Annotated in this window: 17 protein-coding genes and 1 pseudogene; 14 read left to right on the forward strand and 4 right to left on the reverse strand. The window is 54.5% G+C overall.

Annotated features, from left to right (window positions below; genetic code table 11):
* Positions 1–8: 8 nt before the first annotated feature.
* Positions 9–392, reverse strand: a complete 384-nt coding sequence (locus P9292_RS03275) for a VOC family protein (protein WP_244797326.1) — start codon at positions 390–392, stop codon at positions 9–11.
* Positions 393–476: 84 nt separating this feature from the next.
* Complete coding sequence (locus tag P9292_RS03280; protein WP_244797325.1) at positions 477–1,583, reverse strand: S-(hydroxymethyl)glutathione dehydrogenase/class III alcohol dehydrogenase; 1,107 nt, start codon at positions 1,581–1,583, stop codon at positions 477–479.
* Between the two features lie 867 nt (positions 1,584–2,450).
* On the opposite strand from P9292_RS03280, the gene P9292_RS03285 reads away from it, so the two are divergent.
* The 6 genes and pseudogenes from P9292_RS03285 to P9292_RS03310 all read left to right on the forward strand — a co-directional run.
* Positions 2,451–3,938 (forward strand): APC family permease, encoded by a 1,488-nt coding sequence (locus tag P9292_RS03285; protein WP_244797324.1) that lies wholly within the window; start codon positions 2,451–2,453, stop codon positions 3,936–3,938.
* Between the two features lie 63 nt (positions 3,939–4,001).
* The gene (locus P9292_RS03290) at positions 4,002–4,511 is read left to right on the forward strand and encodes a flavin reductase family protein (RefSeq protein WP_244797323.1); all 510 of its coding nucleotides are present in this window, start codon (positions 4,002–4,004) and stop codon (positions 4,509–4,511) included.
* A complete protein-coding gene (locus P9292_RS03295; RefSeq protein WP_244797322.1) occupies positions 4,475–5,134 on the forward strand; it encodes a hypothetical protein in 660 nt (219 codons plus the stop codon). The genes P9292_RS03290 and P9292_RS03295 overlap by 37 nt, the downstream gene beginning before the upstream one ends.
* A 19-nt stretch (positions 5,135–5,153) precedes the next feature.
* Positions 5,154–6,377, forward strand: a complete 1,224-nt coding sequence (locus tag P9292_RS03300) for an acyl-CoA dehydrogenase family protein (protein WP_244797687.1) — start codon at positions 5,154–5,156, stop codon at positions 6,375–6,377.
* Positions 6,378–6,419: 42 nt separating this feature from the next.
* Complete coding sequence (locus P9292_RS03305; RefSeq protein WP_244797686.1) at positions 6,420–6,821, forward strand: nuclear transport factor 2 family protein; 402 nt, start codon at positions 6,420–6,422, stop codon at positions 6,819–6,821.
* A gap of 875 nt (positions 6,822–7,696) precedes the next feature.
* Positions 7,697–8,204: pseudogene (locus P9292_RS03310) on the forward strand (transposase); the annotation flags it as partial.
* A gap of 379 nt (positions 8,205–8,583) precedes the next feature.
* Here P9292_RS03310 and P9292_RS03315 read toward each other — a convergent pair.
* Complete coding sequence (locus P9292_RS03315; RefSeq protein WP_244797685.1) at positions 8,584–9,012, reverse strand: hypothetical protein; 429 nt, start codon at positions 9,010–9,012, stop codon at positions 8,584–8,586.
* A 105-nt stretch (positions 9,013–9,117) separates the two neighbouring features.
* Positions 9,118–10,053, reverse strand: coding sequence for a phytanoyl-CoA dioxygenase family protein (locus P9292_RS03320; protein ID WP_244797684.1), 936 nt, complete (start codon positions 10,051–10,053; stop codon positions 9,118–9,120).
* Between the two features lie 306 nt (positions 10,054–10,359).
* Between P9292_RS03320 and P9292_RS03325 the strand changes: the two genes are divergently transcribed.
* The 8 genes from P9292_RS03325 (at position 10,360) to P9292_RS03360 (ending at position 22,659) form a co-directional block, all read left to right on the forward strand.
* Positions 10,360–11,136 (forward strand): SDR family NAD(P)-dependent oxidoreductase, encoded by a 777-nt coding sequence (locus tag P9292_RS03325; RefSeq protein ID WP_244797683.1) that lies wholly within the window; start codon positions 10,360–10,362, stop codon positions 11,134–11,136.
* Between the two features lie 144 nt (positions 11,137–11,280).
* Complete coding sequence (locus P9292_RS03330) at positions 11,281–12,609, forward strand: aspartate aminotransferase family protein (RefSeq protein ID WP_244797682.1); 1,329 nt, start codon at positions 11,281–11,283, stop codon at positions 12,607–12,609.
* 326 nt (positions 12,610–12,935) lie between these two features.
* The gene (locus tag P9292_RS03335; protein WP_244797681.1) at positions 12,936–15,008 is read left to right on the forward strand and encodes a hydantoinase/oxoprolinase family protein; all 2,073 of its coding nucleotides are present in this window, start codon (positions 12,936–12,938) and stop codon (positions 15,006–15,008) included.
* Between the two features lie 2 nt (positions 15,009–15,010).
* Entirely contained in the window at positions 15,011–16,801 is a 1,791-nt protein-coding gene (locus P9292_RS03340) for a hydantoinase B/oxoprolinase family protein (RefSeq protein WP_244797680.1), read from the forward strand.
* Positions 16,802–17,153: 352 nt separating this feature from the next.
* Positions 17,154–18,035, forward strand: coding sequence for an alpha/beta fold hydrolase (locus P9292_RS03345; RefSeq protein ID WP_244797679.1), 882 nt, complete (start codon positions 17,154–17,156; stop codon positions 18,033–18,035).
* Between the two features lie 7 nt (positions 18,036–18,042).
* Positions 18,043–19,572 carry an NAD(P)/FAD-dependent oxidoreductase gene (locus tag P9292_RS03350; protein ID WP_244797678.1) on the forward strand — a complete coding sequence of 510 codons (1,530 nt, stop codon included), beginning with the start codon at positions 18,043–18,045 and terminating at the stop codon, positions 19,570–19,572.
* Between the two features lie 425 nt (positions 19,573–19,997).
* Entirely contained in the window at positions 19,998–21,155 is a 1,158-nt protein-coding gene (locus P9292_RS03355; RefSeq protein WP_244797677.1) for an iron-containing alcohol dehydrogenase, read from the forward strand.
* Between the two features lie 193 nt (positions 21,156–21,348).
* A complete protein-coding gene (locus tag P9292_RS03360; RefSeq protein ID WP_244797661.1) occupies positions 21,349–22,659 on the forward strand; it encodes an IS256 family transposase in 1,311 nt (436 codons plus the stop codon).
* Positions 22,660–22,846: the final 187 nt, after the last annotated feature.

The following is a 22,846-nucleotide window of genomic DNA, read 5'->3' on the forward strand; positions in this document are numbered from 1 at the left end:
ATGCTTGTTTATTCCGGCGTGAAGCAGTACACGGCCAGCTTGTTGCCATCGAGATCACGAGCGTATGCAGCGTACGCGTTCGGCGCCCAGCCACGCGGGCCAGCGGCACCTTCGCACTTGCCACCCTGAGCCAAAGCCTGCTCGTGGAACGAGTCAACCGACGCGCGATTGGGTGCTTCGAAGGAAATGGTTACGCCATTGCCTACAGTTGCGGGCTGCCCGTTCGCGGGCTTCAGAACAAAAAACGACGGTGCGCTCTCGCCCCAAATCGAGCCGTTGTTATCGAGGTCGGCAACGCGTTTCAGGCCAATTTCGCCCAGTACGATGTCGTAGAAGGAGCGTGCTTTGTCCAAGTCGTTCGTGCCAACAGTGACGTGAGTGTAGACGGCCATGTTATTCCTTGAAGTCAGTAATACTGGTGAGATGAAACCGCACGAAAAGACGTCGCCACGTCGATTGAGACGCAGCGAGCATCCTTAATAGATGACGACGCTGCGGATGGATTCGCCCTTTTTCATGAGGTCGAAGCCTTCATTAATCTCGTCGAGCTTGAGGTGGTGCGTGATAAGGTCGTCGATGTTAATTTTTCTTTCCATGTACCAGTCGACGATTTTAGGTACATCGGTGCGACCCCGAGCACCACCGAACGCGGAGCCCTTCCATTCGCGACCTGTCACGAGTTGGAACGGGCGGGTGCTGACCTCCTGACCGGCAGCGGCCACACCGATGATGAACGACTGTCCCCATCCCTTGTGCGTGCATTCCAGAGCCTGGCGCATCAGCTCTGTGTTGCCCACGCACTCGAACGAGTAATCGGCGCCGCCGTCGGTAAGCTGGACAATATGGTCCACGACGTTCTTCACCTCCTTTGGGTTGATGAAGTGCGTCATGCCGAACTTCTTTGCGAGTGCGACGCGGCCCGGGTTGATGTCGACGCCAATGATTTTGTCGGCGCCGACCATCTTTGCGCCCTGAATGACATTCAGACCAATGCCACCAAGTCCAAACACGACAACATTCGCTCCGGCCTCTACCTTCGCCGAGAACAAGACCGCGCCGATGCCAGTCGTTACGCCGCAGCCGATATAACAAATCTTGTCGAACGGCGCATCTTCTCGCACTTTGGCAAGCGCGATTTCCGGTACGACGATGTAGTTCGAAAACGTTGACGTCCCCATGTAATGGAAGAGGGGCTTTCCGTCGATGGAAAAGCGCGACGTTGCATCTGGCATCAATCCCTTGCCTTGCGTGGTGCGAATCGCTTGGCAGAGATTGGTCTTGCGCGAGAGACAAAACTTGCACTGACGGCATTCGGGCGTGTATAGAGGAATGACGTGGTCGTCCTTTCTGAGAGTACCAACGCCCGGCCCGACATCGACAACCACGCCAGCACCTTCGTGACCAAGAATCGCGGGGAAGATACCCTCTGGGTCGGCACCCGAGAGAGTGTAGTAGTCGGTGTGGCAGATGCCGGTGGCTTTCACCTCAACGAGCACCTCACCAGCGCGAGGGCCTTCGAGCTCAACTTCTTCAATCGTCAGCGGAGCGCCTGCTTTCCACGCGACAGCGGCTTTCGTTCTCATTGTCAGATCCCATGCAAATGTGTTTGGACATGATGTCTGACCGAGCGACTTGAACCGGTTCAAAAACACGAAATCTGGCCTAAACTCAGTGCAGGTTGGCCAAACAGTCCAATGCCCGCCGTTGGTTGCCCCGGGCCTGTCAGCCATCGGAACAAGCAAACGGGCGCTGCGAGGCCGTCGCTACTGGTCGTTTCAAAAAAGTCTTCGCGACCCGCTTGGTAGGTACGGACTCACAAAGCGATGAGTTAATGCGCCGGCCAGTGGTATCGTCGCCGTCCTCGCGGTGACCTTCCTGTGGGGCGACCAGCATGTGCCTCGGCTCGAAAAGTTCACGTTCTTGAGCAAGGCGGCAGTTTGAGCGTTGTTATGTGCGCAAAACGCTTACTACATTAGCGCAGGCGCCGGCGGGCCCCCGAATGGTTCGATAAAGCTGATAGCGTTCCACAACGCACGCGCTCGTTCGGCTGTTACGCTTGTCCCAGAGTGCTTAAACACGGCCTCCGACCCTGCGAAGTCACGAAAACACGAAGCTTCCCTGGCGTTAGAGAGGGCGCGATATCTCGTCCATGAGCATGTCGGACGGCTGCATTTCGTCATGTTGCGTGAGCTTCAGCACGTGGCTTTGCGCCCGCGTACGCTACTCCCTCTTCTACCTCACCCACAGAGACATAGCCCGCGTCGCGCCGGCACTCATCACTGAAGCCCTAGGGAAAGTCCCACCAAATATTTGTTTTTGTCTCAAGGTGAACCTGCGCTAAGCTGCGCATTAATGAACGTTCATTTGAAGTGAAATCGCTAGGTAGCGGAACACGTCGAACGCTATCCCCTCAATCGTAAGGAAGTGGTGATCTTTTCGAAGGATTGAACATGAGTGACATCCGATCCTCCAGTGCGGAGCTAGGTGAAGCAAATACTATCAATTTCGATAGTTCAGACGGGGAGGCGCATCGTCTGAAAGGGAGAATCGGGTTATTCGAACTCCTATGTACAGTTCTCGCATACTGCGCGCCGGTTGCAGTTGTGTCCGGATATGTGCCATTCGTTATTGTATTCGACGGCATTGGCGCTCCCGCCGTTTACGCCTTGTGCGCAGTACTTCTGCTGCTTTTCACAGTCGGCTTCACGACAATGACGCGATACGTCGCAAAGCCCGGTGCCTTTTACGCTTATGTCACCGCTGGCCTCGGTAAATCGATTGGCTTGGGCGCAGCGTTCCTTGCGATCATCGGTTACTTTCTCGCTAGCTTCTCGGCCCTTCCATTTTTTGGAATTAACCTAAAAATGTTGGTCGCGGATACGCTCGGAGGACCCAACATTTCATGGTATTGGTACGCACTACTTAGCTGGGGGCTGTGCGCGGTGCTTTCGTATCTTCGAATTGATCTTTCCGCAAAAGTTTTGACCGTTGCAATGTCGCTTGAAGTAATCGTCGTACTTCTCTTTGACGGTGCAGTGTTCGCGCATGGCGGTAGCGCGGGAGTTCCTTTTGAACCCTGGACGTTCCATGCTGCCTCTTCCGGGGCAATCGGTGTATCGATGCTGTTTGCGGTCGCTTGTTTTCTCGGTTTCGAGGCGACCGCTGTCTTCCGCGACGAGGTGAAAGACGCAAAAAGGACGGTGCCTTTAGCATCTTATATCGCTGTAATTCTTATTGGCGTCTTCTATGCGATGTCTGCGTGGGCCCTTGTCGCTGCTTTCGGAGTAGATCATGTAGTGGATATTGCGAACAAGGACCCGGCGGGCATGTTTGCGACTGCGATGACTCGTTATGTAAGCAAAGCCGCATCGGATGCTGCACGTTTGTTGGTCGTCACTTCGATTTTTGCTGCTGCCTTGTCCGGTCAAAATATCATTGCTCGGTATCTTTTTAACTTGGGCGCGGATAAGGTTTTGCCCGCCGTACTCGGTAAGGTGCATAACAAGCATCAGTCGCCATTCGTGGCGGCGATCGTTGTAAGTGCGGTCTGGCTGGTTATGCTTATCGGAATTGCTGCTTCGGGTGCAGATCCGGCCGTAACATACGGCTGCGTGGCGGGCGTCGGCGCCTTTGCCATCATGATTTTGATGACTCTAACAAGTGTTGCTGTCGTGATCTTCTTCAGGCGCTCGTCGCATGTACAAGATTCTACCTTGTGGCATACGTTGATTGCTCCTGCTATCGCATCGGTTGGCCTCGCTGCCATCCTTGTTCTCGCGGTAAAGAATTTTTCTCTCCTTATTGGCGGCTCGGATACTCTATCAGAGGTGATGCAAGCGCTTGTTTGGATTACGTTTGTATCAGGCGTTTTGCTTGCACGGCTTTATAAAACGACGAAGCCGAATGTGTATGCACGGATTGGCGGTCAGCAGATTTAGTTTTAAACGCTAAATGGTCAACGAAGTTCAATTGACTTCAAAGTTCAAGAAAAAGGTGATGTGATGACGGACGACCAATTATTGGCAGCAAGCCTAAAGATCGCCATGAGAAAGATGCCTTCGGCGGTATCCCTGATTACCGCTTTAGACGTCGAACAAGGTCGGCCGGTGGGGATGGCTGTTTCGGCGGTCATCCCAGTTGCAATGGATCCACCGTCAATGTTGATCTCGATCAATCATTCAACCAGCCTACATCCTGTGTTAACGCGTCACCGGCGTTTTTGCGTAAACATGCTCACTGATACGCATTCCGACTTAGTGCGACTATTCTCCGACCCTTCACGGCGCGCAGAGCGCTTTTCGGGGAAGGACTGGTCTACTCAGGATGAACTTCCCTTTTTAAGGGATGCCTTGAGCAACATATTCTGTGACGTGGAGGGCAGTACCACGTTTGGCACGCACGAGTTGTTTATCGGGCGCGTTACAGACGTGAAGACAAAGCCGGATAGTCAACCTTTGGGTTGGCTCGAGGGCGAATGCGCGAGGCTGTTGCCGTTGGCAACATTCGCCTGATTTTCAAGACATTTGCCGTGGCACCTCCGAGGTGCGGTGGAAAAAACGGGTATTTAACGAGAGTGCCACGCGAAGGGGAAAGTGTGAATAAGCCAGATTATGCGGTCATAAATGCTGAACTTGAGAGATTGTTCGCTCTAGACGGTGCGACTAAATTCGACGCTGCAGTGCGTTCATCAGCGGCTGGGGAAATTTTCGGCCAGGCAATGTTTCGCGGTCTATACACGTTCGCAAAAAACCGGGAGGAGCGGAGACTGTGGGATGCACTCGCAAAAATCGAAACGGTCACGCTGGAGCAGGTGAGTGCTTATATGAAAAAATATGGCGTGCCACCGCCCGACCGGGAGATATTTGCGCGCGAAGGATACAGAGTTGCAGCCTTGTTCGAAGGGACTTCGGTGGACACTTATTTCGAATGGTTAGAGCCCGAGGTAAAAAAGGCCGTTAAAGGGTTCGCATCTATGCTCGACATGAGTTCCAATCCGAACGATCGGGCACTGGCTGGCCTACTCGTTAAGCACGAAGATGTAATCGCAAAATGCTGTGAATCAATTCGTCGCAATGGAAGCATCAACGATGCTTGCATTGCGCTCGAAGTTGATTTCACGACCATCGAACACTGACCTTCCTAGTGAGGAAAATATGACAGTCCAGAATGAGGTGCCTTACCTGAAATATCAATATCCGACAGACGGTTTTGTCGGAGTTGACACCGACATCTTGTCCAAGGCGACTGCGTTGGTTCCGCTTCTCCGTAAAAATTCGGAGCAGGCAGATCGAGATGGCGTGATCCCGGACGAAAACATCGCAGCCTTGTCCGAGGCTGGGCTGTGGGGTCTTACACGACCAAGTGCCCGGGGCGGTTACCAAACTAATGTCCGGACGACCGTCGAGGTGATTAGGGAGATCGCATCGGGATGTGGATCGACGGCATGGGCGATGATGATATCCACCGTCGAACAATTTGTAGTCTGCTTTCTGAACGGCAATGCACAAGATGATATTTATTCGGTAAGCACGAACCCTCGCTTCTGTGGCACGTTTGCCCCTACTTCAAAAACTCGCCGTGTTGACGGTGGAATTATTGTATCCGGGCGATGGGGTTGGTCTTCCAATAGCGAGCACGCTGATTGGGCTTTCATGGGAATTCCGATCCCGGACGAAAACGGTGGAATCGCAGGCTACGGTCAGGCTTTACTTCCTATGAGCAAGTGTAGAATCGAGCGTACCTGGGATGCAGCGGGCTTGCGTGCCTCTTCGAGCCATCATGTAAGCGCAGAAGAGGTGTTTGTTCCAAACTACATGGTGTTGGACATCATGGCTGCCGCTCAAGGTAACAGGACATCTGCTTATGAAGGTTCGCTTTATCAGTCGGCCTTCACTGCTTCGCTGAACCTGATGACTGCGTCCCCGATGCCAGGCCTTGCGCAACATGCGCTGGACTCTGCTATCAAAAATGTCGGCGAAAAGCCCGTCACGTACACCACCTACACAAAGGGCAAAGACGCGCCGACAATCCAGATTGGCATCGCTCGGGCCAGTTCAAAGATCGATACGGCGCTCATGCATATGCGCGCAGCAGCTGACGGCATTGATAGTGCTGTAACGAGCGGGAAGGAATTGAGTGTCGAAGACTTCGCACGAGTACGTATGGCTACCGGCGTCATGGGTGAGGAGAGCCGAGATGCCGTGGATTTTGTTCTCGATGCATCAGGGGCCGGCGTGTTCTTGCGTTCAAACCAAATCCAACGCGCTTGGAGAGACCTTTCGGTAGCAAGTCGACACGGCTATCTACTTAATACCACCAACGCGCAAATTTATGGTGCGCACCTTCTAGGTGGTACGCAGATCGCGCCGCTTCTTTGAAAGATTGACCCATGGCTTAACTCAACGTAGAGACGAAGAAAAATGTCTGATGAAAATGAAGTTAAAAAGATTATTGAAGAGAAGCATGCTCTCATCGCGGAGGCATTCCGCCGTGAAGATGCATCGATTATCGCAAATCAGGTGTTCAGCGAAGACGGCTGGTGCATCGGTGCCGCTGAAAACAACTTTCACGGTCGAGCTGCGATCGAGAAAGTGTTTAGTTCCTTTGTGACGGCGTACAACTGGACGTCATCGCCAAATGTAACGAAGGTTACAGACGCAATGGCGTGGGATTTGGCAGAAGCATCAATTCGTTCGAAGCACGAAAGCGACAGCCACCACTTCAAGCTTTTATTTGTATGGCAAAAGGTGGGAGAAACCTGGCGCGCGGGAATCCAGATGTATGTCGACGGGAAACTCGGGACACAGAGTCAAGGAAGCTAGGAAAGCGGAGGCTATGGTCGGCAGTTGATCATAGCCTATCTCGTTTTCTTACCACGCTATTGATAATTCTGCTTCGGTTTGCCGTACCGCAAATTGCTGCATCCGATCAAACTGCTTTTTCGACAGCAACTAGAGAGAAGACGATAGAGGCGTGCGGGCGTTGCCGATTGTAGTGACGCTCAATTCAGTCGATGATATCGATTAAGATGGGACGCGCGTTTCGTAGTCCATCGGATCCTTCCGTTCGACCTTTAGAGTCATGGCAAAGCTGTCGATCAACACGTGACCTCAAGCGTTAGCATGAATCGTCATCCGTAAGCGATAGCTAAAGCACACTCGATTGCCAGAGGCATCGGAGAACGGGGTTCAGGCCTGTCTACTTTTTGCCGCAGTTGCCATGCCTAGAAGCGTCCAGTTGGCTGCCCGTTGGTCGAGAGTTCGGCAACAAAGGTCGACAGCCCATTTTCCATAACGCTTTGTTTCGTCGCTGTCTGGCTCCAGGCATAGAATGCGAAACACCTCTGCATATCCGTAGCTGCCACCGACGTCCTCGGGCGGATACATCCGCCCGTCGATCTCGAAGTCATGCAAATGCGAGTCGGTCGACCCCGAGGTGGCTTGCAGGGAATGTGATGCAGCTTGCGCAAGCTGATATTGCCGTCGAGGTGGATCCGTCGCCAGACGGGCGGCTTAATGTCACGGATCCTGCGTGTGAAGGGTGTAGAAGAGTTATGAATAAGGTTCGACGTTGCAAGCCCGGCGAGTTAGCATCAGGCTATAGATCATAGCGCTCGCCTTCGCACCTGCAACGATGTCACTGGAGCAGCCCCACCTATCTGAGAACACGAGGACACTCTTAATTAAGAGGTAGTCTTGTGCCTATCGGTAAGCCTGGTTATGACATGGAATGCGCCGATATTCCGACCCGGCCGGACGCCATCGTCGGCGCACCGCGCAGGGAAAATCTTCACCGTGCTCGAAACGCTGGAATTGGGAGCTTCGGTATCGGCTGTGGCGCGTCGGTATGGCGTCAACGCTAACCAAATGTTCGCGTAGCGCTAGCAATACCAGGAGGGCAGTCTGGCAACGGTCAAGGCAGGTGAATTTGCTGTACCCGCATCTGGAGCTATCCGCCGCTATCAAAGAAATCATGGAACTGCAACGGCTCCTCGGAAAGAAGATGCTGGAGGTGAAAATTCTTAAAGAAGCCGTAGATTGCGGCCGCTCAAAAAACCTGAGTGCGCGCCCGCCCTCGCGCCCGGGGGACGACCGATGAAAACGGTCTGAAGTCGTCGGCGTGCACGCTCTTGTGTGGCGGTGAAGCGGGTGCGGCCGGCTGACTGGCGCAATGGCTGTCGTGCTCGCGCGACCAGGATGCCGGGCAACGCTTCGCCCCTTCGGGGAAACCATTGAATAGCGGTTAGCTAGGTGAGTATTGGTCAATACCGACCAGCGAATGCGTAGTTTCGATCGCGAGTTGATTGAGGAGCCGCTGCCGCCCCCGTTCGTTCGACGCCACTTAATAAAATGGCAGAGTTCATTTTGAAGACAATTAAGTACTATTCTGTGCCTTCACGCATAAGCCTGATAAGCGAACAGCGCTCGCGGATCCGCCTGCGGCTGCGAATGATAAATAAACACCACCCACATAGGGCTTAAAGCGATTGCTACAATGCGGGCGTCGGCGATGATCGTTCGCGGCGAAAAGATGTACGGGTATCTTCCTTCACGCGCAACTTAATGATGCGGATCGGTAACCGTCTTAAGCTAACAAGGCTTCCGGGGCAGACGCGGTCTGCTCGACCGTGACGGCTTTCAAAATACCGCGAAGTGTCGCTTGCCGTTGTTCATGCGGTGATGTGGTCAACGATGCCGCGAAGTCCGGCGTGACTGCCATTGTGTGAAGCGCGAGATCGATAGGGTCGAGGCAGTTTCCTGACAGTGAAAAGGGATTTCCCGCGACCACGGTGGTGAAGCAGTCGATCGCCATTCCGAAACATTCTAAGAAAAGTGGTTCAAGCGTACGAGACTCAAGCGAGCTGACGAGTGCCAGACGATAGCCGTTCTGCGTCAATGATCGAAGTGTGGCGGGGAAGGCTGTGCGCGCCTGCGCAAACGCGTCCCCCGAATCGGATCTTCGATATTGCTCGAGCGCCGCATCAACGATAACAATAACTGCATCGAGACTCATGTTGGCTCTGACCTGTTGTATATGTTAGGTCCGGAGCGGGCAGCCTGCATGCAATTAGGGTGGTATTGCAGGCTTAGCAGGCTGCTCCGATGACGGACCTCAAAGTTAGGAACGCTGTTCGCTATCTGCAGTGAGTTCCTCGATTTCTTTCAGGAAGTCGTCTTTGTAGCTCGTACTCTTTGCAGCGGAACTTTTCTTGACAGACTGCGCGTAGTGGTATTGCTCGTACGGCACTGAGCGCACGGCTGCAATGGGATCTTCGGAATCACGATAGATACCGATCCCAGGCGCGCCGAGCTGATAGCCCATGAGTCGCAAAAGGTCATCTGGCAACGTTTTGGCGATCTCCATAGGAACACTCAGGAACTGATTTTCTTCTTGCTTCACCCAACCAACTGAATAGGTAATATTAATGCCCTTGCGAACGAAATCTTCGGTTGTATTGGGCCCGGCGCCGTGGTAAAGCTTGCCAGAGTAAATAAAAGCATCTCCACGTTTCATCACAACAGGCACCGTGTCTTCAAACTTGTATTTCAGCCCAAGGGGCAGCTTATGACTACCCGGAACGATGCGCGTCGCGCCATTCTCTTCGGTGAAATCCGTCATCGCCCAGATCGTATTGCATTGAATATGATAATCGCCAGGGAATTCGTAGAAGTCCCAGGCTACCTCGTCAACATGCACAGGTTGCGATCGCGCACCCGGACCGACTGACAAAATTTGCGCCTGATTTAGCTGGAATGAGAAAGCATGAGACAGCCACTGTTCAACGCATCCAAGCACAAGCGGATCAGTAACCAGCTTTCGCGCATACGTCGATCGAGCAATCAAGGCTCCCGTGCGGCGCGTGCAAAAGCCATTAAGCTGATCCCGGCCGTAGCAGGTGCGGTCGATCCACGGGTCCATTTCTGCGGCGATCTTGTCCATCAGCGCGTTACCGGCAAGATCCTCGATGATGCAATAACCATCGTCGCGAATCCGCGCCATCACCTCTTCAACGCTGGCAGTACGGGGGAGACGATTCAGTTCCTTCGTTGACATGTCTGGTTCCTATGCGGAGCACACCCGCAGGGGGCGTGTGGATATTCAATAGCCGAGTCGACGGCGATTTCTATTGGGACGAACGAGATACAGCCAACGGCGCATACCCCTTAGCGCGCCAACGTCTGTACACGAGAACTTTATATGAATGAACGCTCATTTCCAAGCCTAAAATAAAGGGGTTTACCCGTTGTTGGCAGTAGGGGGAAACACGGAGTGGCGAACCTCGAATTTAATTTTGACCCAAGGAGAACATGTGGCACACTGCATGTGAACAACTGTTCATTCACATGACGGAGAAACATCATGGCATCGGTTTTAGAAAATGGCAGACTGGCGGGAAAGGTTGCGATCGTTACCGGCGCCGCCGGCGGGATCGGAAGAGCAATTGCTCTGGCGTACGCTCGCGAGGGCGCGCAAGTGATCGCTTCTACGAGCCGCAACATGGACGGCCTCTTTGAGACGAAATCGATGGCAGCAGAGGGAACGATTGAAGCAGTCAACGCTGACTCGTCCAAAGCAGCCGATGTGAAGGAACTCGTCGATTTGGCGGAGCGGAAGTTCGGTAAATTGAACATTCTTTGTTGTAATGCTGGCATTCTTACCGATGCAACTATCGAAGAAACCTCTGAAGAGGATTGGGACCGGACCATCGATGTCAACCTTAAGGGCACGTTTCTCGGCGCTAAGTATGCTATTCCAGCGATGAAACGCGCCGGGGGAGGCTCCATCATCAATCTCGGCTCCGTAAATAGCTTTGTAGGAGAACCGCTTCACGTCGCTTATTGCGCTTCTAAAGGTGGCGTCTTGTTGGTGACAAAATGTATCGCCATTGAATATGCCAAAGACAAGATTCGCGCCAACGCGGTGTGTCCCGGCTGGATTGACACGCCGATGAACACCCAATACATCGAAAACCTCGGCGGGTTGGATGCGGTTGAGAAGATGCTTGAAACGGTGCAGCCTCTCGGAACCGGAAAACCTGAGCAAGTGGCCGCCGCCGCTGTATTCCTCGCGTCAGACGAGTCTAGTCTGATTACCGGAACCTCAATTCTTGTCGACGGTGGGTTGACAGCGCAGTGACGGAGTGGAGCCGTGTGCTGAACCGTCTAGGAAAGGCCCTACTGCATACGGCTTTGAGCAAGCCGAACCTCACTTTGCGTTTACTGAAAATCCTGTATTTGCGCTCGGAAAATGCGGTCTTGATTGCACAGCGATGAGGAAATTATGTCTGGCGACGATTCTCTTACAAAAGTAAAGCAAGAATATGAACTTCGTACTCCGAAGTCTAAGAAGATGTACGAGGAAGCGCAGCGCTTCCTCCCGGGAGGCGTAACGAGATTTACAAATTTTTATGAGCCTTATCCGTTAACGGTCACCAGCGGAGAAGGCTGCTATATGGTTGACGCTGACGGTCATCGCTATATCGACTACGTCTGCAACTATGGATCACTAATCCACGGTCATACTCGCGCGGAAATTATTGAGGTAGTGCAAAAGCGGTTGCGGCACGGAACGGCCATTGCCGCATCAATCCCTGAACACGTGCAGTTCGCCGAGATGCTTTCTTCCCGCATTCCTAGCGCGGAGATGGTTAGATTCTGTAACTCGGGCCTAGAAGCCACGATGTTTGCGCTGCGAGCCGCGCGGGCATACACCGGAAAGACAGGCTTTATCAAGACTCAGGGCGGTTACCACGGACTTCACGACGCCGTCGAATTCTCTGACACTCGCAACGGGCGAGGCGCTCAGCCTAATTCTGCTGGAATGTCGAAGGGAGCCGCCACCGAGGTGTTTGTCGTGCCCTTCAACGATCTCGAGTCGGTTTCGGACGTACTACGCGCGCATGCTGATGTAGTGGGAACCATCATGGTGGAACCGGTGATGGGTGCAGCAGGCATGATCTTACCCAAGCCTAACTATCTCGAAGGCCTGCGACGGCTTGCTGATGAATACGGATGCGTACTCGTGTTCGACGAGATCCAGACTCTTCGAATGAGCCTAGGGGGAGCGCAACAGCTGTATTCGGTCACGCCGGACCTCACCACAATCGCAAAGGTGATCGGCGGTGGTTTTCCTGTAGGGGCAGTCTGCGGCAAGCGAGCCGTTATGCGGATGTTCGACCCACGCAGCGACAACGTCGTAAAGCATGGCGGCACGTTTAGCGGCAATAACATTTCTCTCGCCGCGGGAATGAAGGCGCTTGAGTTGCTCGACACACATGCGATTGAGGAGCTCAATCGCTTAGCATCACGGCTAGAGGCAGGCATTGCCGATGCGTTTAAAAATCTAGACCATCCCGCCTGCGTGACCACCGCAGGTTCGATGTTGCATGTGCACTTCGTCCAGGATCGGCCGACAGAATATGTGGCGCCTGGAACGACCGCGGCAAGACTGTACACAGTGCAGCACCTGGCCTTACTTAACAATGGAATCTTCCTTTCACCTCGAGGGACGATCTATGTATCAACTGCGATGAACGATGACGTAATTGATCATACAATTGAAGGATTCCGTGCCATTGTTCCGGCTATGAACGAGGCGCTACGTGCGTGATGCGACTTTAGATTCATCCAGTCGCGGTTCAGCCCGCCAAAAATAGCGCGGGTCTTGCAGAGTTTGCCGGTCCACGATGCGGCTTCTGCGTTGTGATGCGCTCGTGGCGGCCGAAGGGGCTCGTCATTAGTGTCGTCGCCGCGCATAGGGTGAGATTGTCGCAAAAAAGTTAGGGTGAACACTGACTTTGTTCTCGTTGACTTATCGAACGGACCGCCTAATATGGCATATGAATGAACGTTCATTTAATAACAGGTGCGTAACAACGTTAGCACCGAGCGTTTGTAAATGGATGATTAGATATCTTCTTAGCGGAGCAGTGTCGTATGACCTATCGTATTGCAATTGACACGGGCGGTACGTTCACCGACGTCGTGGTCGCCGATTCAAAGCACAATCTCATTGTGAATAAGGCGCTTACGGACCATAGTCGCGTCTTTAATGGAATCAAAGAGGCATTGGGCGTAACGGCGAAATCGTTAGGCATCACGGTTGATGCACTTATCGCTGAGACGACGATTTTCATCTATGCGACAACCCGGGCTACTAACGCGATCCTCGAAGGAAAAACCGCAAAAACCGCTTTTCTTACGACGAAGGGCTTTAAGGACACCCTCTTGCTTCGAGAGGGGGGGCGGCCGAATGCCTTTGACTTTTCGAAAGACTATCCCGATCCGTACGTGCCTCGTCGGTTCTCTTTCGAGGTCGATGAGCGGATTGATGCAGAGGGCAATGTAGTCAAGCCGCTCGATGACGACCAGGTCAGGTCAGTGCTCGCGAGAATCAAGGCGGCGGGAGTGGAAGCCGTTGGCGTTTCACTTCTGTGGTCGATTGTGAATCCCGAGCACGAGTTGCGCATTGGAAAACTTATTGAGGAGTCGCTTCCCGGCGTTCCGTACACGTTGTCACATGACATCAATCCTGTGATACGGGAATATCGTCGTGCATCCTCAGCCGTGATCGACGCATCTCTTAAGCCGCTGATGCAGCAACATCTACGCAACCTTGAGGAAGACCTTGTCAAGGCAGGGTTTGTAGGCGAGCTATTCACGGCCACGTCTTTCGGTGGCGTCATGCGGGTAGAGGACTTGGTCAATCGGCCCATCTATTCGACTCGAAGCGGTCCTTCGATGGCACCTATCTCAGGAAGGACGTATGGAAGCGCTGAGCTTGGCGCGCGGGACGTGATTATCTGCGATACCGGCGGAACGAGTTTTGACGTTAGCATGGTCCGGGACGGGAACGTCGTGTTTACCGGCGAGACATGGCTGGGGGGGCGATTCATTGGACATTTGACCGGCCTTTCTTCGGTCGATGCTCGTAGTATTGGTGCTGGGGGAGGGTCGATCGCGTGGGTCGACGAGGGAGGTCTGCTTCGTGTAGGTCCCGAGAGCGCAGGTAGTGAACCCGGCCCTGCCGCCTATGGACGCGGTGGAGACCGGCCGACCGTCACGGACGCGGCGACTGTGCTCGGCTATCTCAATCCTGCAAACTTTCTCGGCGGCCGCTTGACGTTGGACGTCGCTGCCGCGCGCCGCGCAGTATCCACGGTAGGGGAGAAACTGAACCTGTCCACCGAAGAAGCCGCCGTCGCAATCATGCGCATCGCAAGCGAACACATGGTTCAGGCCGTGCAGGAAATTACGGTGAACGAGGGTGTTGATCCACGATCGTGCTTGATGGTCGCGGGTGGCGGAGCGGCTGGTCTGAACATCGCAACGATCGTCAAAGAAACCGGCGCTAAGCAAGTGCTCATTCCAAGAACGGCAGGGGGGCTGAGCGCGTGTGGGGCTCAGTTCTCAGACATCATCTCAGAGTTCTCTGCGGCATCGCTTTTCAGCACTCGTGCGCCAGACCTTCGGCAGGTCAATGAAGTATTGGCCGGCTTCGACGCCAAAATTGATGCGGTCGAGAAAGAGCTGGCGAAGAAAGGTATCCACGGAGTGAAGCGTACCTATTACGCAGAAGCAAGGTATGAGGGTCAAGCCTGGGAGCTGGAAGTGCCCTTGAACGGCAGCCGAATTGAGAGCGAGGAACAACTGGGTGCGTTCGTTGAAGATTTTCATGCGACCCATCAGCGAGTATTCGCTGTAGTCGATCGCGGATCGAATGTCGAAGCTGTCTCGTGGAAAGCGCGAATGACAGCAACGGTTGACAAGCCGCAGCTCGTGCCTCAGTCATCCGGCGACGTGGCAACGCCGCGCGATATCCGAAAAGCGCACTTTTTCGACACAGGTACGGTCGACACTCCTTGTTATGACGGTCCTCGCTTGAAGATCGGTACGAGGATTGAAGGCCCTGCAATTATCGAAGAGCCTACGACCACCGTCGTTGTCTACCCGGGGATGGTGGCTAACGTCACTCAATACAAGAACTATCTGATCGATTTGGGAGCATGAGAATGTCCACCGTTAAGAGCAAAGACACATTCGACCCCGCAACGTTGGCAGTCATCTCCAATCGGATAAACGCGATCCTGCGGGAGATGACGAACACGCTGCTTCGCAGCGGTCGTTCGGCGATCCTTACCACCGCACGAGACTTTTCGTGTTCAATTGTGACCGCTGACAATCGTTTGTTGGCGACCGCCGAAGGGTTGCCTGTCCATATCTTTGGTTCTCATTTGCAGACAGAGACGATGTCGGAACTCCACGCCGACCTTGCGCAAGGCGACGCGTTCCTGCACAACGATCCGTACAGTGGCAACACTCACGCTGCCGATCATACGATTCTGGTTCCGGTGTTTATCGGCGGAAAGCACATGTTCACCGCGGTAGCTAAGGCGCACCAGGCTGACATCGGAAACAGTTATCCAACAACGTATATGCCCTACGCCAAGGACATTTACGAGGAGGGCGCGCTCTTCTTCCCGGCGACGCGCATCCAGCGGAACTATGAGGACGTCGCCGACATCATCCGCATGTGTCGACTTCGTATTCGAGTTCCGGATCAATGGTACGGCGATTATCTCGCATGTCTCGGGTCGGCTCGCATTGGGGAAAAAAGGCTGACAGAGCTTGTGGAAAAGTACAGCGCGGACGTGATCGACCGCTTCATTGAGGAATGGTTCTCTTATTCCGAGCGCCGAATGGTGCAGGCGATTAAGAAGCTTCGCAGCGGCACCTACGCAGCAGTCAGTTCTCACGACCCGCTGCCGGGCATCTCTGAGGAGAGTATTCCTGTGAGTGTCACCGCGACTGTTGATGCAGACGAAGGACGGGTGGTGATCGACTTGCGTAATAACCGAGACTGCCTCGCAGCCGGCATCAACCTTTCACGAGCTACCTCCACAAACAGTGCTCTGACGGGACTTTTCAACGTGCTCGACCCCGATATGCCTCATAACCACGGGGCGCTGGCTCGGGTCAAGGTCGCCATTCGGGAAAATTGCATTGTCGGCTATCCAATTCACCCCACATCCTGTTCGATGGCCACGACCAACCTCGCAGACCGAGTGATTAATGCAACGCAGTCCGCTTTGTCCGGAGCCAGCGCGTTCGGACTTGCAGAAGGTGGGGCATCGCTCGCTTCCGGCACCGCCGTCATTGCCGGTAAGGATGCGAGAAAGAACGACACGCCGTATGTCAATCAGCTTGTCGCTACCGCGATGGGCGGAGCCGCATCGGCCGTGAGCGACGGATGGCTTACGATGGGGATTCCTGTGACTGGCGGGCTGCTGCAACGAGACTCGATCGAAGTCGACGAGCAGAAATACCCGATTTTGTTCGATTCGCTTGAAGTCGTACCGGACTCGGGTGGGGCTGGGACTTACCGCGGCGGAGCAAGCACTAGAGTGCAATATGGGCCGAGGTTTCACGACATGAGCGTAGCCGTCTTCGCTGACTCTGCTACCAACCCGGCGCGAGGAGCGCAAGGAGGTGCGGCAGGGCAACGAGCGTACGTCGCTGTCCTCGATTTAAAGTCAGGCAGGGAGGAGGAGATCGCCCCTATCGGCCAGTTGACGGTTGACAACAAGCAGCGGTTGGTTGGTATCGACGCGGGCGGTGGTGGGTTTGGTAATCCAACAGAACGAGACGAAGAACGTGTATTGAAAGACGTTCTGGAGGGCTACGTGTCGATTAAGCAGGCGGCAGACGTGTACGGCGTTGAATTCAGCGGAGACCCTTTTAACGAAAGTTTCAGTATTGACGCTAGTGGCACGCGTTCCCGACGACAACGCATGAAGCAGTAACTATGGAAGGGCTGCGGTCTCTTGCGTGGCGCGCAGTGAACGCGGCTTATCCTAAAGATGACGAGACGTCTTGCAGACGCGCTAAGTAAGACGAGCCCCAAAACCGAAAGGATATCGTTGTCACGGTCTTGAGGCGATTCGCAAGGTAACCTTTGACTTAACGAAAGTGGTGCTTGTTTCTATAACTGACCGGTAGGCGGAATTCTTCGGAGGCGAGCACCTGCAACCGCTGTGCAATGGTTCGTGAACGGATCACTGCAGTCTGGCCATCCAACGAGTTGGGCGCAAAGCTCACTGCCGAAGTCATCAAAACGTTATAGACCGTCCCAATGGTCGATTTGGAGTTGTTCGAATGAGTATTTATCCCGGAGTGGTAGCGAAGACTCTTAACGTTGGCCGCTGTGAAGTGAGTTACTTCGATGGCGGTAGCGATCGGTGCGACGGAGCACCAATTGTACTGATCCACGGTACCGGCGGGAGATGCAGTACTCATTTCTTCACCTTGTATCCGATGCTCGCGTCGCGACATAGGGTTATCGGCATCGATCTGTCTGACGTGGATCCCGATGGTCAAAATGAGCTGACTATCGAAAGTCTTTCGAGTCAGGTGCTCGCCTGTTTGGATAGTGCGTGCGCGAGCAAGCCCGCACTTCTCGTTGGTTATTCTTTAGGTGCTGCAGTTGCCGTTTCAGCCGCTAGTCGAAGCCCTGCCAGCGTAGCGGGGCTTGTGTTAATGAATGGTTGGGCGAAGTCCGACAATTTGCTTCGTCTCAGAATTAGCCAATGGCAAACCTTGCGTGCCAGCGGCAACATGTCTGCTCTCGCGGAAACGATGATTTTGAACGTGTACAGTCGTGCATTCTTATCGGCTCGCTCTTGGACTGATGTCGAGCAGATGTGCGAGGTCTATGCTGTTGGCCCCGGAAGCGATCGCCAGATGGCCTTGAACAAGGTCCTTGACGTATCAAAACACTTAGAAAACGTCGCATGTCCAGCGTTGGTAATTGGCAGCACCTACGACCAGCTGATCCCGCTCTCGTATAGCCAGGAGTTGGCCGGCGGCATCAGGGACGCTGCTTTTGCGGAAGTGCATTGCGGTCATGGTTCGGTGACAGAGAGGCCTGCTGAGATTTTTCGCCTAATTGACAAGTTCTCGCGAGATATGTCGATTGCGCGTGCTCAGGCATATTTCAGCGACAACAGTCTGAATCAATTGAACGTTTTCTCGGAGTAATCGAGCAATGGACAACTTTAAAACTGCAGACACCGACGTCCTTGACGTGATTATCGTAGGTACCGGATTTTGCGGGATCGGAATTGCGAGCCAACTTAAGCGGCGCGGCATCACGTCGATGATCATCCTCGAGCGCGCCGGCGATGTTGGCGGTGCTTGGCGGGACAACCAGTATCCTGGTGCGGCATGCGATCAACCATCGCACCTTTATTCGTTTTCCTTCCGACTCAATCCGGAATGGCCCAGCGTGTTTTCATCGCAGCCGGCAATCTGGCAATACCTTAGGACTGCAGCAAACGAAGAAGGATTGCTGCCTTTTATCCGGTTTAATTCGGACATGGAGGACGCGCGCTGGGACGGCAAAGAGCATTGCTGGGTCGTTCGAAGCGGGAGTAAATCGTTTCGCGGAAAACTGCTGATCAGTGCAGCCGGCCTTCTTTCAGACCCTAAGCTTCCTGACATCCCGGGGCTTGAAAGCTTCAGTGGCGAGATGTTTCATTCGGCGAGATGGAATCATGATAGTACGCTTGAGAACAAGCGCGTGGGCGTGATCGGAACTGGAGCCTCAGCAATTCAGATCATTCCAGAAGTCGCAAAGGTCGCGTCAAAGCTTACCGTGTTTCAGCGGACGGCTCCGTGGATTGTGCCCCGCCCCGATCGAGACTACACGGAAGCCGAAAAGGGCATGTTTCGCAAAGTGCCAGGAAAAATGCAGGAGTTGCGTACGTCGATTTTTTGGGAAAATGAAGAGCGATTTGCGCAGCGTGCCGCAGTTCCATCGCTGCTCAAAAAAGCGACGGATATCGCGCTCGCACATCTTGAACGGCAAGTTCCCGACCCGGTCTTGAGGAACAAACTGACTCCCAACTACGAGATCGGCTGTAAGCGAATTCTGAAGTCCAGTGACTACTATCCAGCACTTGTTCGCAGTAATGTGGAATTGGTGACGGATGGTATAGCAAAGATCGATGGCCGGGACGTGATCACAAGGAGCGGTGAGCGTTTTGAGCTCGATGCGCTTGTTCTCAGCACCGGTTTCGAAGCAACCGAGTTGCCAATATCCCGCAGAATCTTTGGCAGGAACGGACAGTCTCTTTCGTCACGCTGGTCCGACGGCGCAGAGGCATTCGCGACAACGTCTGTCAGCGGCTTTCCCAACTTCTTTGTGTTAGGTGGTCCCAACACGGGGATCGGACACAATTCGCAGGTGTATATGTTCGAAGCGCAGATGCAGCATGTCCTTCGCGCAATGGATTCGATGCGGCAGAAAGGGTCCAACGTCCTCGAGGTTTCCCCAGCGGCGGAGGACCGATTCAGGAACGGTATTGAAAAGCGTGCGTCGACCACAGTATGGATGACGGGCGGCTGCGCGACTTGGTATGTCGATCCGCGAAGTGGTCGCCTCACCACCCTATGGCCCGACTATTCTCATGTTTTTCAGGAAGAAATCTCGCCGTTCAGCGAAGCTGACTACATTTACGGCGCCCCAAAGATGCCTCTTTCGGAAGCGATCAGCGAATCTGCGTTGCGAAAGTGATTTATCAGTATCGTAGTTGAAAAGGCCTTGAGAATTGTAGGCCTAGGTAGTTGAAGGAGGTAAGTCTTTTGGTTGACATGGTGACGGTTTAGTCTCAAGAAAAGGGACCGTGGAGCGATACGAAATGCAGATGTCGCTCCGCCAAGAATTGTAATCAACTGTGACAACAACGCGCGCAGCGAATTGCGTCTATTGACGTCGAGACACGCGGTCATCGTGAGTCCGCGAACTCGTCAGCTAGCGCGTTCGGTGAGACGATTCTTTATCGATGACCCAAAGCGGGCCCGTTGAAGGAAGGTGTTCACTTTAGGCGCCACTAATCGAAATTTCATAGGTACGTAGCGATTTGCCAGCGCCTTGGTGCCTGCACTTCTGTAAAACGCTACGTTTGGTATTGTTGACCGGATTGCAACGGAAAGAAAATCATGGACGGCTTTATTTTCAATACGACACCGTCGATTGTCTGCAAATACGGCGTATCCCAACATCTTGGAGCGGTTCTAAACCACCGCCTCGGAAATCGGATCTTGGTTGTGTCGGACAAGTCACTCACCCGGCTGGGATTGATCGCCCCGATTATAGAAAGCTTAATTAATTGCGGGGTTGAAGTCAGTGTTTTTGACGATGTAATCGCAGACCCCCCAGAGTCAAACATAATGTCTGGGATTCATGCGGCGACAACGTTCGGCGCGACGGGCATTGTTGGGATCGGCGGCGGCTCCCCTATGGATGTGGCGAAGCTCATAGCGCTTCTAGTTGGCAGCAAGCAGACCTTAAAGCAAGTGTATGGCGTGGGGCAGGCGACTGGGCCACGCCTGCCGCTCGCACTCGTGCCGACCACCGCCGGCACTGGATCAGAAGTGACCCCGATATCTATCGTTACCACCGGCGAAGCGGCCAAGATGGGAGTAGTCTCTCCTTGGTTGCTCCCAGACGTCGCCGTCCTTGACGGAGCCCTTACGCTTGGGCTTCCATCCGCGGTGACTGCATCGACGGGCATAGACGCAATGGTGCACGCCGTGGAAGCGTATGCATCAATGTCTCAGGCCAATAATCCGATCTCGCGCGGCCTGGCCCGGCAAGCACTTCAGCTGTTGTCTGCAAACATCAGGGAAGCTACGCGCAATGGGTCAAATGCTTCTGCGCGCGAAGCAATGCTTCTTGGTTCGATGTTAGCGGGCCAAGCGTTCGCTAACTCTCCCGTTGCTGCCGTGCACGCTTTAGCCTATCCAATAGGGGCGCGATTCCACGTGTCGCACGGACTGTCAAACGCGTTAGTGCTTCCGCACGTGCTAACCTTCAACCTTGAACGCGCGACGAGAAGCTACGCAGACATCGCAGCAGACGTCTTCCCTTTCCTCGCCGAACAAGACGAAGGCTCGCGCGCGCGAAGTTTTGTGAGGGAATTGGCTGCCTTGACATCCGAGCTCGGCCTTCCGACCCGTCTGCGTGATGTCGGGATTCCGGAAGATTCGCTGCCGATGCTAGCGAGTGACGCGATGAAGCAGACGAGGTTGCTAGTTAACAACCCGAGAGAAGTCACCGAACAAGATGCGCTCGCGATCTACCAAAGTGCGTTCTAACTAGCGCAGATCGGTCGCTCGATAACCGGGTCTTGCTTGAGGTGATACGCAGATCCGCTGAAGTCCGTCTTTGGCAAAAGGCAATGTCCCGGGCGTAGTTGAAGGTTGAAGGCGGCGGTTCCCCGTTGGAAATCCGAGAGAATCGGGTTTCGACGACCAACTTCCCGGACAGGGAACCAAGGAGAACCGCCAAATGAAGCGTACCAAGAAGAAGCCCCAAAGCGCCAGCGCGCCGTTGCACGTGGTGCCCAAGCAGGACCCGGAAGGACTGCGTGCCTGTTTTGCCGAGAACAGTCAGCTCCTGTTGCCCATGCTCGATCTGATTCAGAACACCCGCGCGAGCATCGACGAGTTGATGCACGAAGCCGGCCGTAGCCTTGTCGAGCAACTGCTGGTGATCTCGGCGACGGAAGTCGCCGGCGAGAAGCATCCGGGCCGCAGAGGCGGCGAGATCCGCTGGCACGGCTCGCAGCAAGGCCAGATTGTGATGGACGAACGCAAGTTGAACGTGAAGCGGCCGCGCCTTCGGCGTCGTGGCGGCGGCGAAGTGCCGGTCCCCGCCTACGAGCAATTGAACGCGAATCCGCGGCTCGCCGAGCGCGTGCACGAGATCATGGTCACGGGCGTGTCGACGCGCAAATATGCCAAGGTCCTGCCCGAGATGGCCGGCACCGTTGGCATCTCCAAGAGCAGCGTCTCCCGCGAGTTCATCAAGGCCAGCCAGACGGCGCTCACGGAGCTGATGGGGCGGCGCTTCGATGACAAGGACTTCCTGGCGATCTACCTGGACGGCATCATCGTCGACTCACGTCACATCATCGCCGCTATCGGCGTGGACAGCCCCGGCGAGAAACACCTCCTGGGTCTCGCGAGCGGGTCGAGTGAGAACGCCCAGGTCGTCAAGGATCTGTTGCGCGGACTGATCGAGCGCGGCCTGCCTGCGGATCGCGAATACCTGTTCGTGATCGATGGTTCCAGAGCGCTGCGCTCGGCCATCGAGGAGTTCTTCGGCGAACGCGCCCACGTGCAGCGCTGCCGTCTGCACAAGCAGCGCAACGTCCTCGAGCGCCTGCCCAAGGAGAGCGTTTCGCAAACCGCCGCGATCATGAAGGCCGCCTACAAGTTGTCGACCGACGATGGCATCGCCAAGCTCAAGACGCACGCGGCGTGGCTCAAGGCCGACCATCCGGACGCCTCGGCCGCACTGCTCGAGGGGCTGGAGGAAACCTTCACGGTGAACAAGCTGGGCCTGACGCCGGCGCTGATGCGCGGGCTGTCGACGACCAACATCATCGAGAATCCCAACGGCGCGGTGCGCCGTGTCGCGGGGCGCGTGAAGCGCTATCGCGACGCCGACACGGCGTTGCGCTGGACAGCCGCGGGCTTCCTAGAAGCTGAGAAGCACTTCCGAAAGATCCTCGGCGTGAATGAACTCTGGATTCTCGCTGCGGCCTTGAAACGGTCAAGCTCGAAATCAATTGACCATGATCGGAAGGTTGCCTAACCTATGCCGCACCCGCCGTCCCAACCTTCAACTGTCTTCGGGACATCGCCTTGGCAAAAGAACGTTTACGTATCGCCGGGTTTCAAGTAACTGCTGGTTCGCAGGGACGATGCACCCGGCGCGTCACCAACACGCGCTGGATTTTTGGATGGTCGGCTACGAGCACGAACACGCTAGTTTCGACCAT

The organism is Caballeronia sp. LZ001, assembly GCF_031450875.1.
GTDB lineage: Bacteria > Pseudomonadota > Gammaproteobacteria > Burkholderiales > Burkholderiaceae > Caballeronia.

Coding starts and splice junctions, on each gene's coding strand:
- P9292_RS03285 (WP_244797324.1), top strand. CDS start 2,451: ATGAGTGACATCCGATCCTCCAGTGCGGAGCTAGGTGAAGCAAATACT.
- P9292_RS03355 (WP_244797677.1), top strand. CDS start 19,998: ATGGACGGCTTTATTTTCAATACGACACCGTCGATTGTCTGCAAATAC.
- P9292_RS03325 (WP_244797683.1), top strand. CDS start 10,360: ATGGCATCGGTTTTAGAAAATGGCAGACTGGCGGGAAAGGTTGCGATC.
- P9292_RS03295 (WP_244797322.1), top strand. CDS start 4,475: ATGCGCGAGGCTGTTGCCGTTGGCAACATTCGCCTGATTTTCAAGACA.
- P9292_RS03335 (WP_244797681.1), top strand. CDS start 12,936: ATGACCTATCGTATTGCAATTGACACGGGCGGTACGTTCACCGACGTC.
- P9292_RS03345 (WP_244797679.1), top strand. CDS start 17,154: ATGAGTATTTATCCCGGAGTGGTAGCGAAGACTCTTAACGTTGGCCGC.
- P9292_RS03280 (WP_244797325.1), bottom strand. CDS start 1,583: ATGAGAACGAAAGCCGCTGTCGCGTGGAAAGCAGGCGCTCCGCTGACG.
- P9292_RS03305 (WP_244797686.1), top strand. CDS start 6,420: ATGTCTGATGAAAATGAAGTTAAAAAGATTATTGAAGAGAAGCATGCT.
- P9292_RS03300 (WP_244797687.1), top strand. CDS start 5,154: ATGACAGTCCAGAATGAGGTGCCTTACCTGAAATATCAATATCCGACA.
- P9292_RS03290 (WP_244797323.1), top strand. CDS start 4,002: ATGACGGACGACCAATTATTGGCAGCAAGCCTAAAGATCGCCATGAGA.
- P9292_RS03350 (WP_244797678.1), top strand. CDS start 18,043: ATGGACAACTTTAAAACTGCAGACACCGACGTCCTTGACGTGATTATC.
- P9292_RS03330 (WP_244797682.1), top strand. CDS start 11,281: ATGTCTGGCGACGATTCTCTTACAAAAGTAAAGCAAGAATATGAACTT.
- P9292_RS03360 (WP_244797661.1), top strand. CDS start 21,349: ATGAAGCGTACCAAGAAGAAGCCCCAAAGCGCCAGCGCGCCGTTGCAC.
- P9292_RS03315 (WP_244797685.1), bottom strand. CDS start 9,012: ATGAGTCTCGATGCAGTTATTGTTATCGTTGATGCGGCGCTCGAGCAA.
- P9292_RS03340 (WP_244797680.1), top strand. CDS start 15,011: ATGTCCACCGTTAAGAGCAAAGACACATTCGACCCCGCAACGTTGGCA.
- P9292_RS03320 (WP_244797684.1), bottom strand. CDS start 10,053: ATGTCAACGAAGGAACTGAATCGTCTCCCCCGTACTGCCAGCGTTGAA.
- P9292_RS03275 (WP_244797326.1), bottom strand. CDS start 392: ATGGCCGTCTACACTCACGTCACTGTTGGCACGAACGACTTGGACAAA.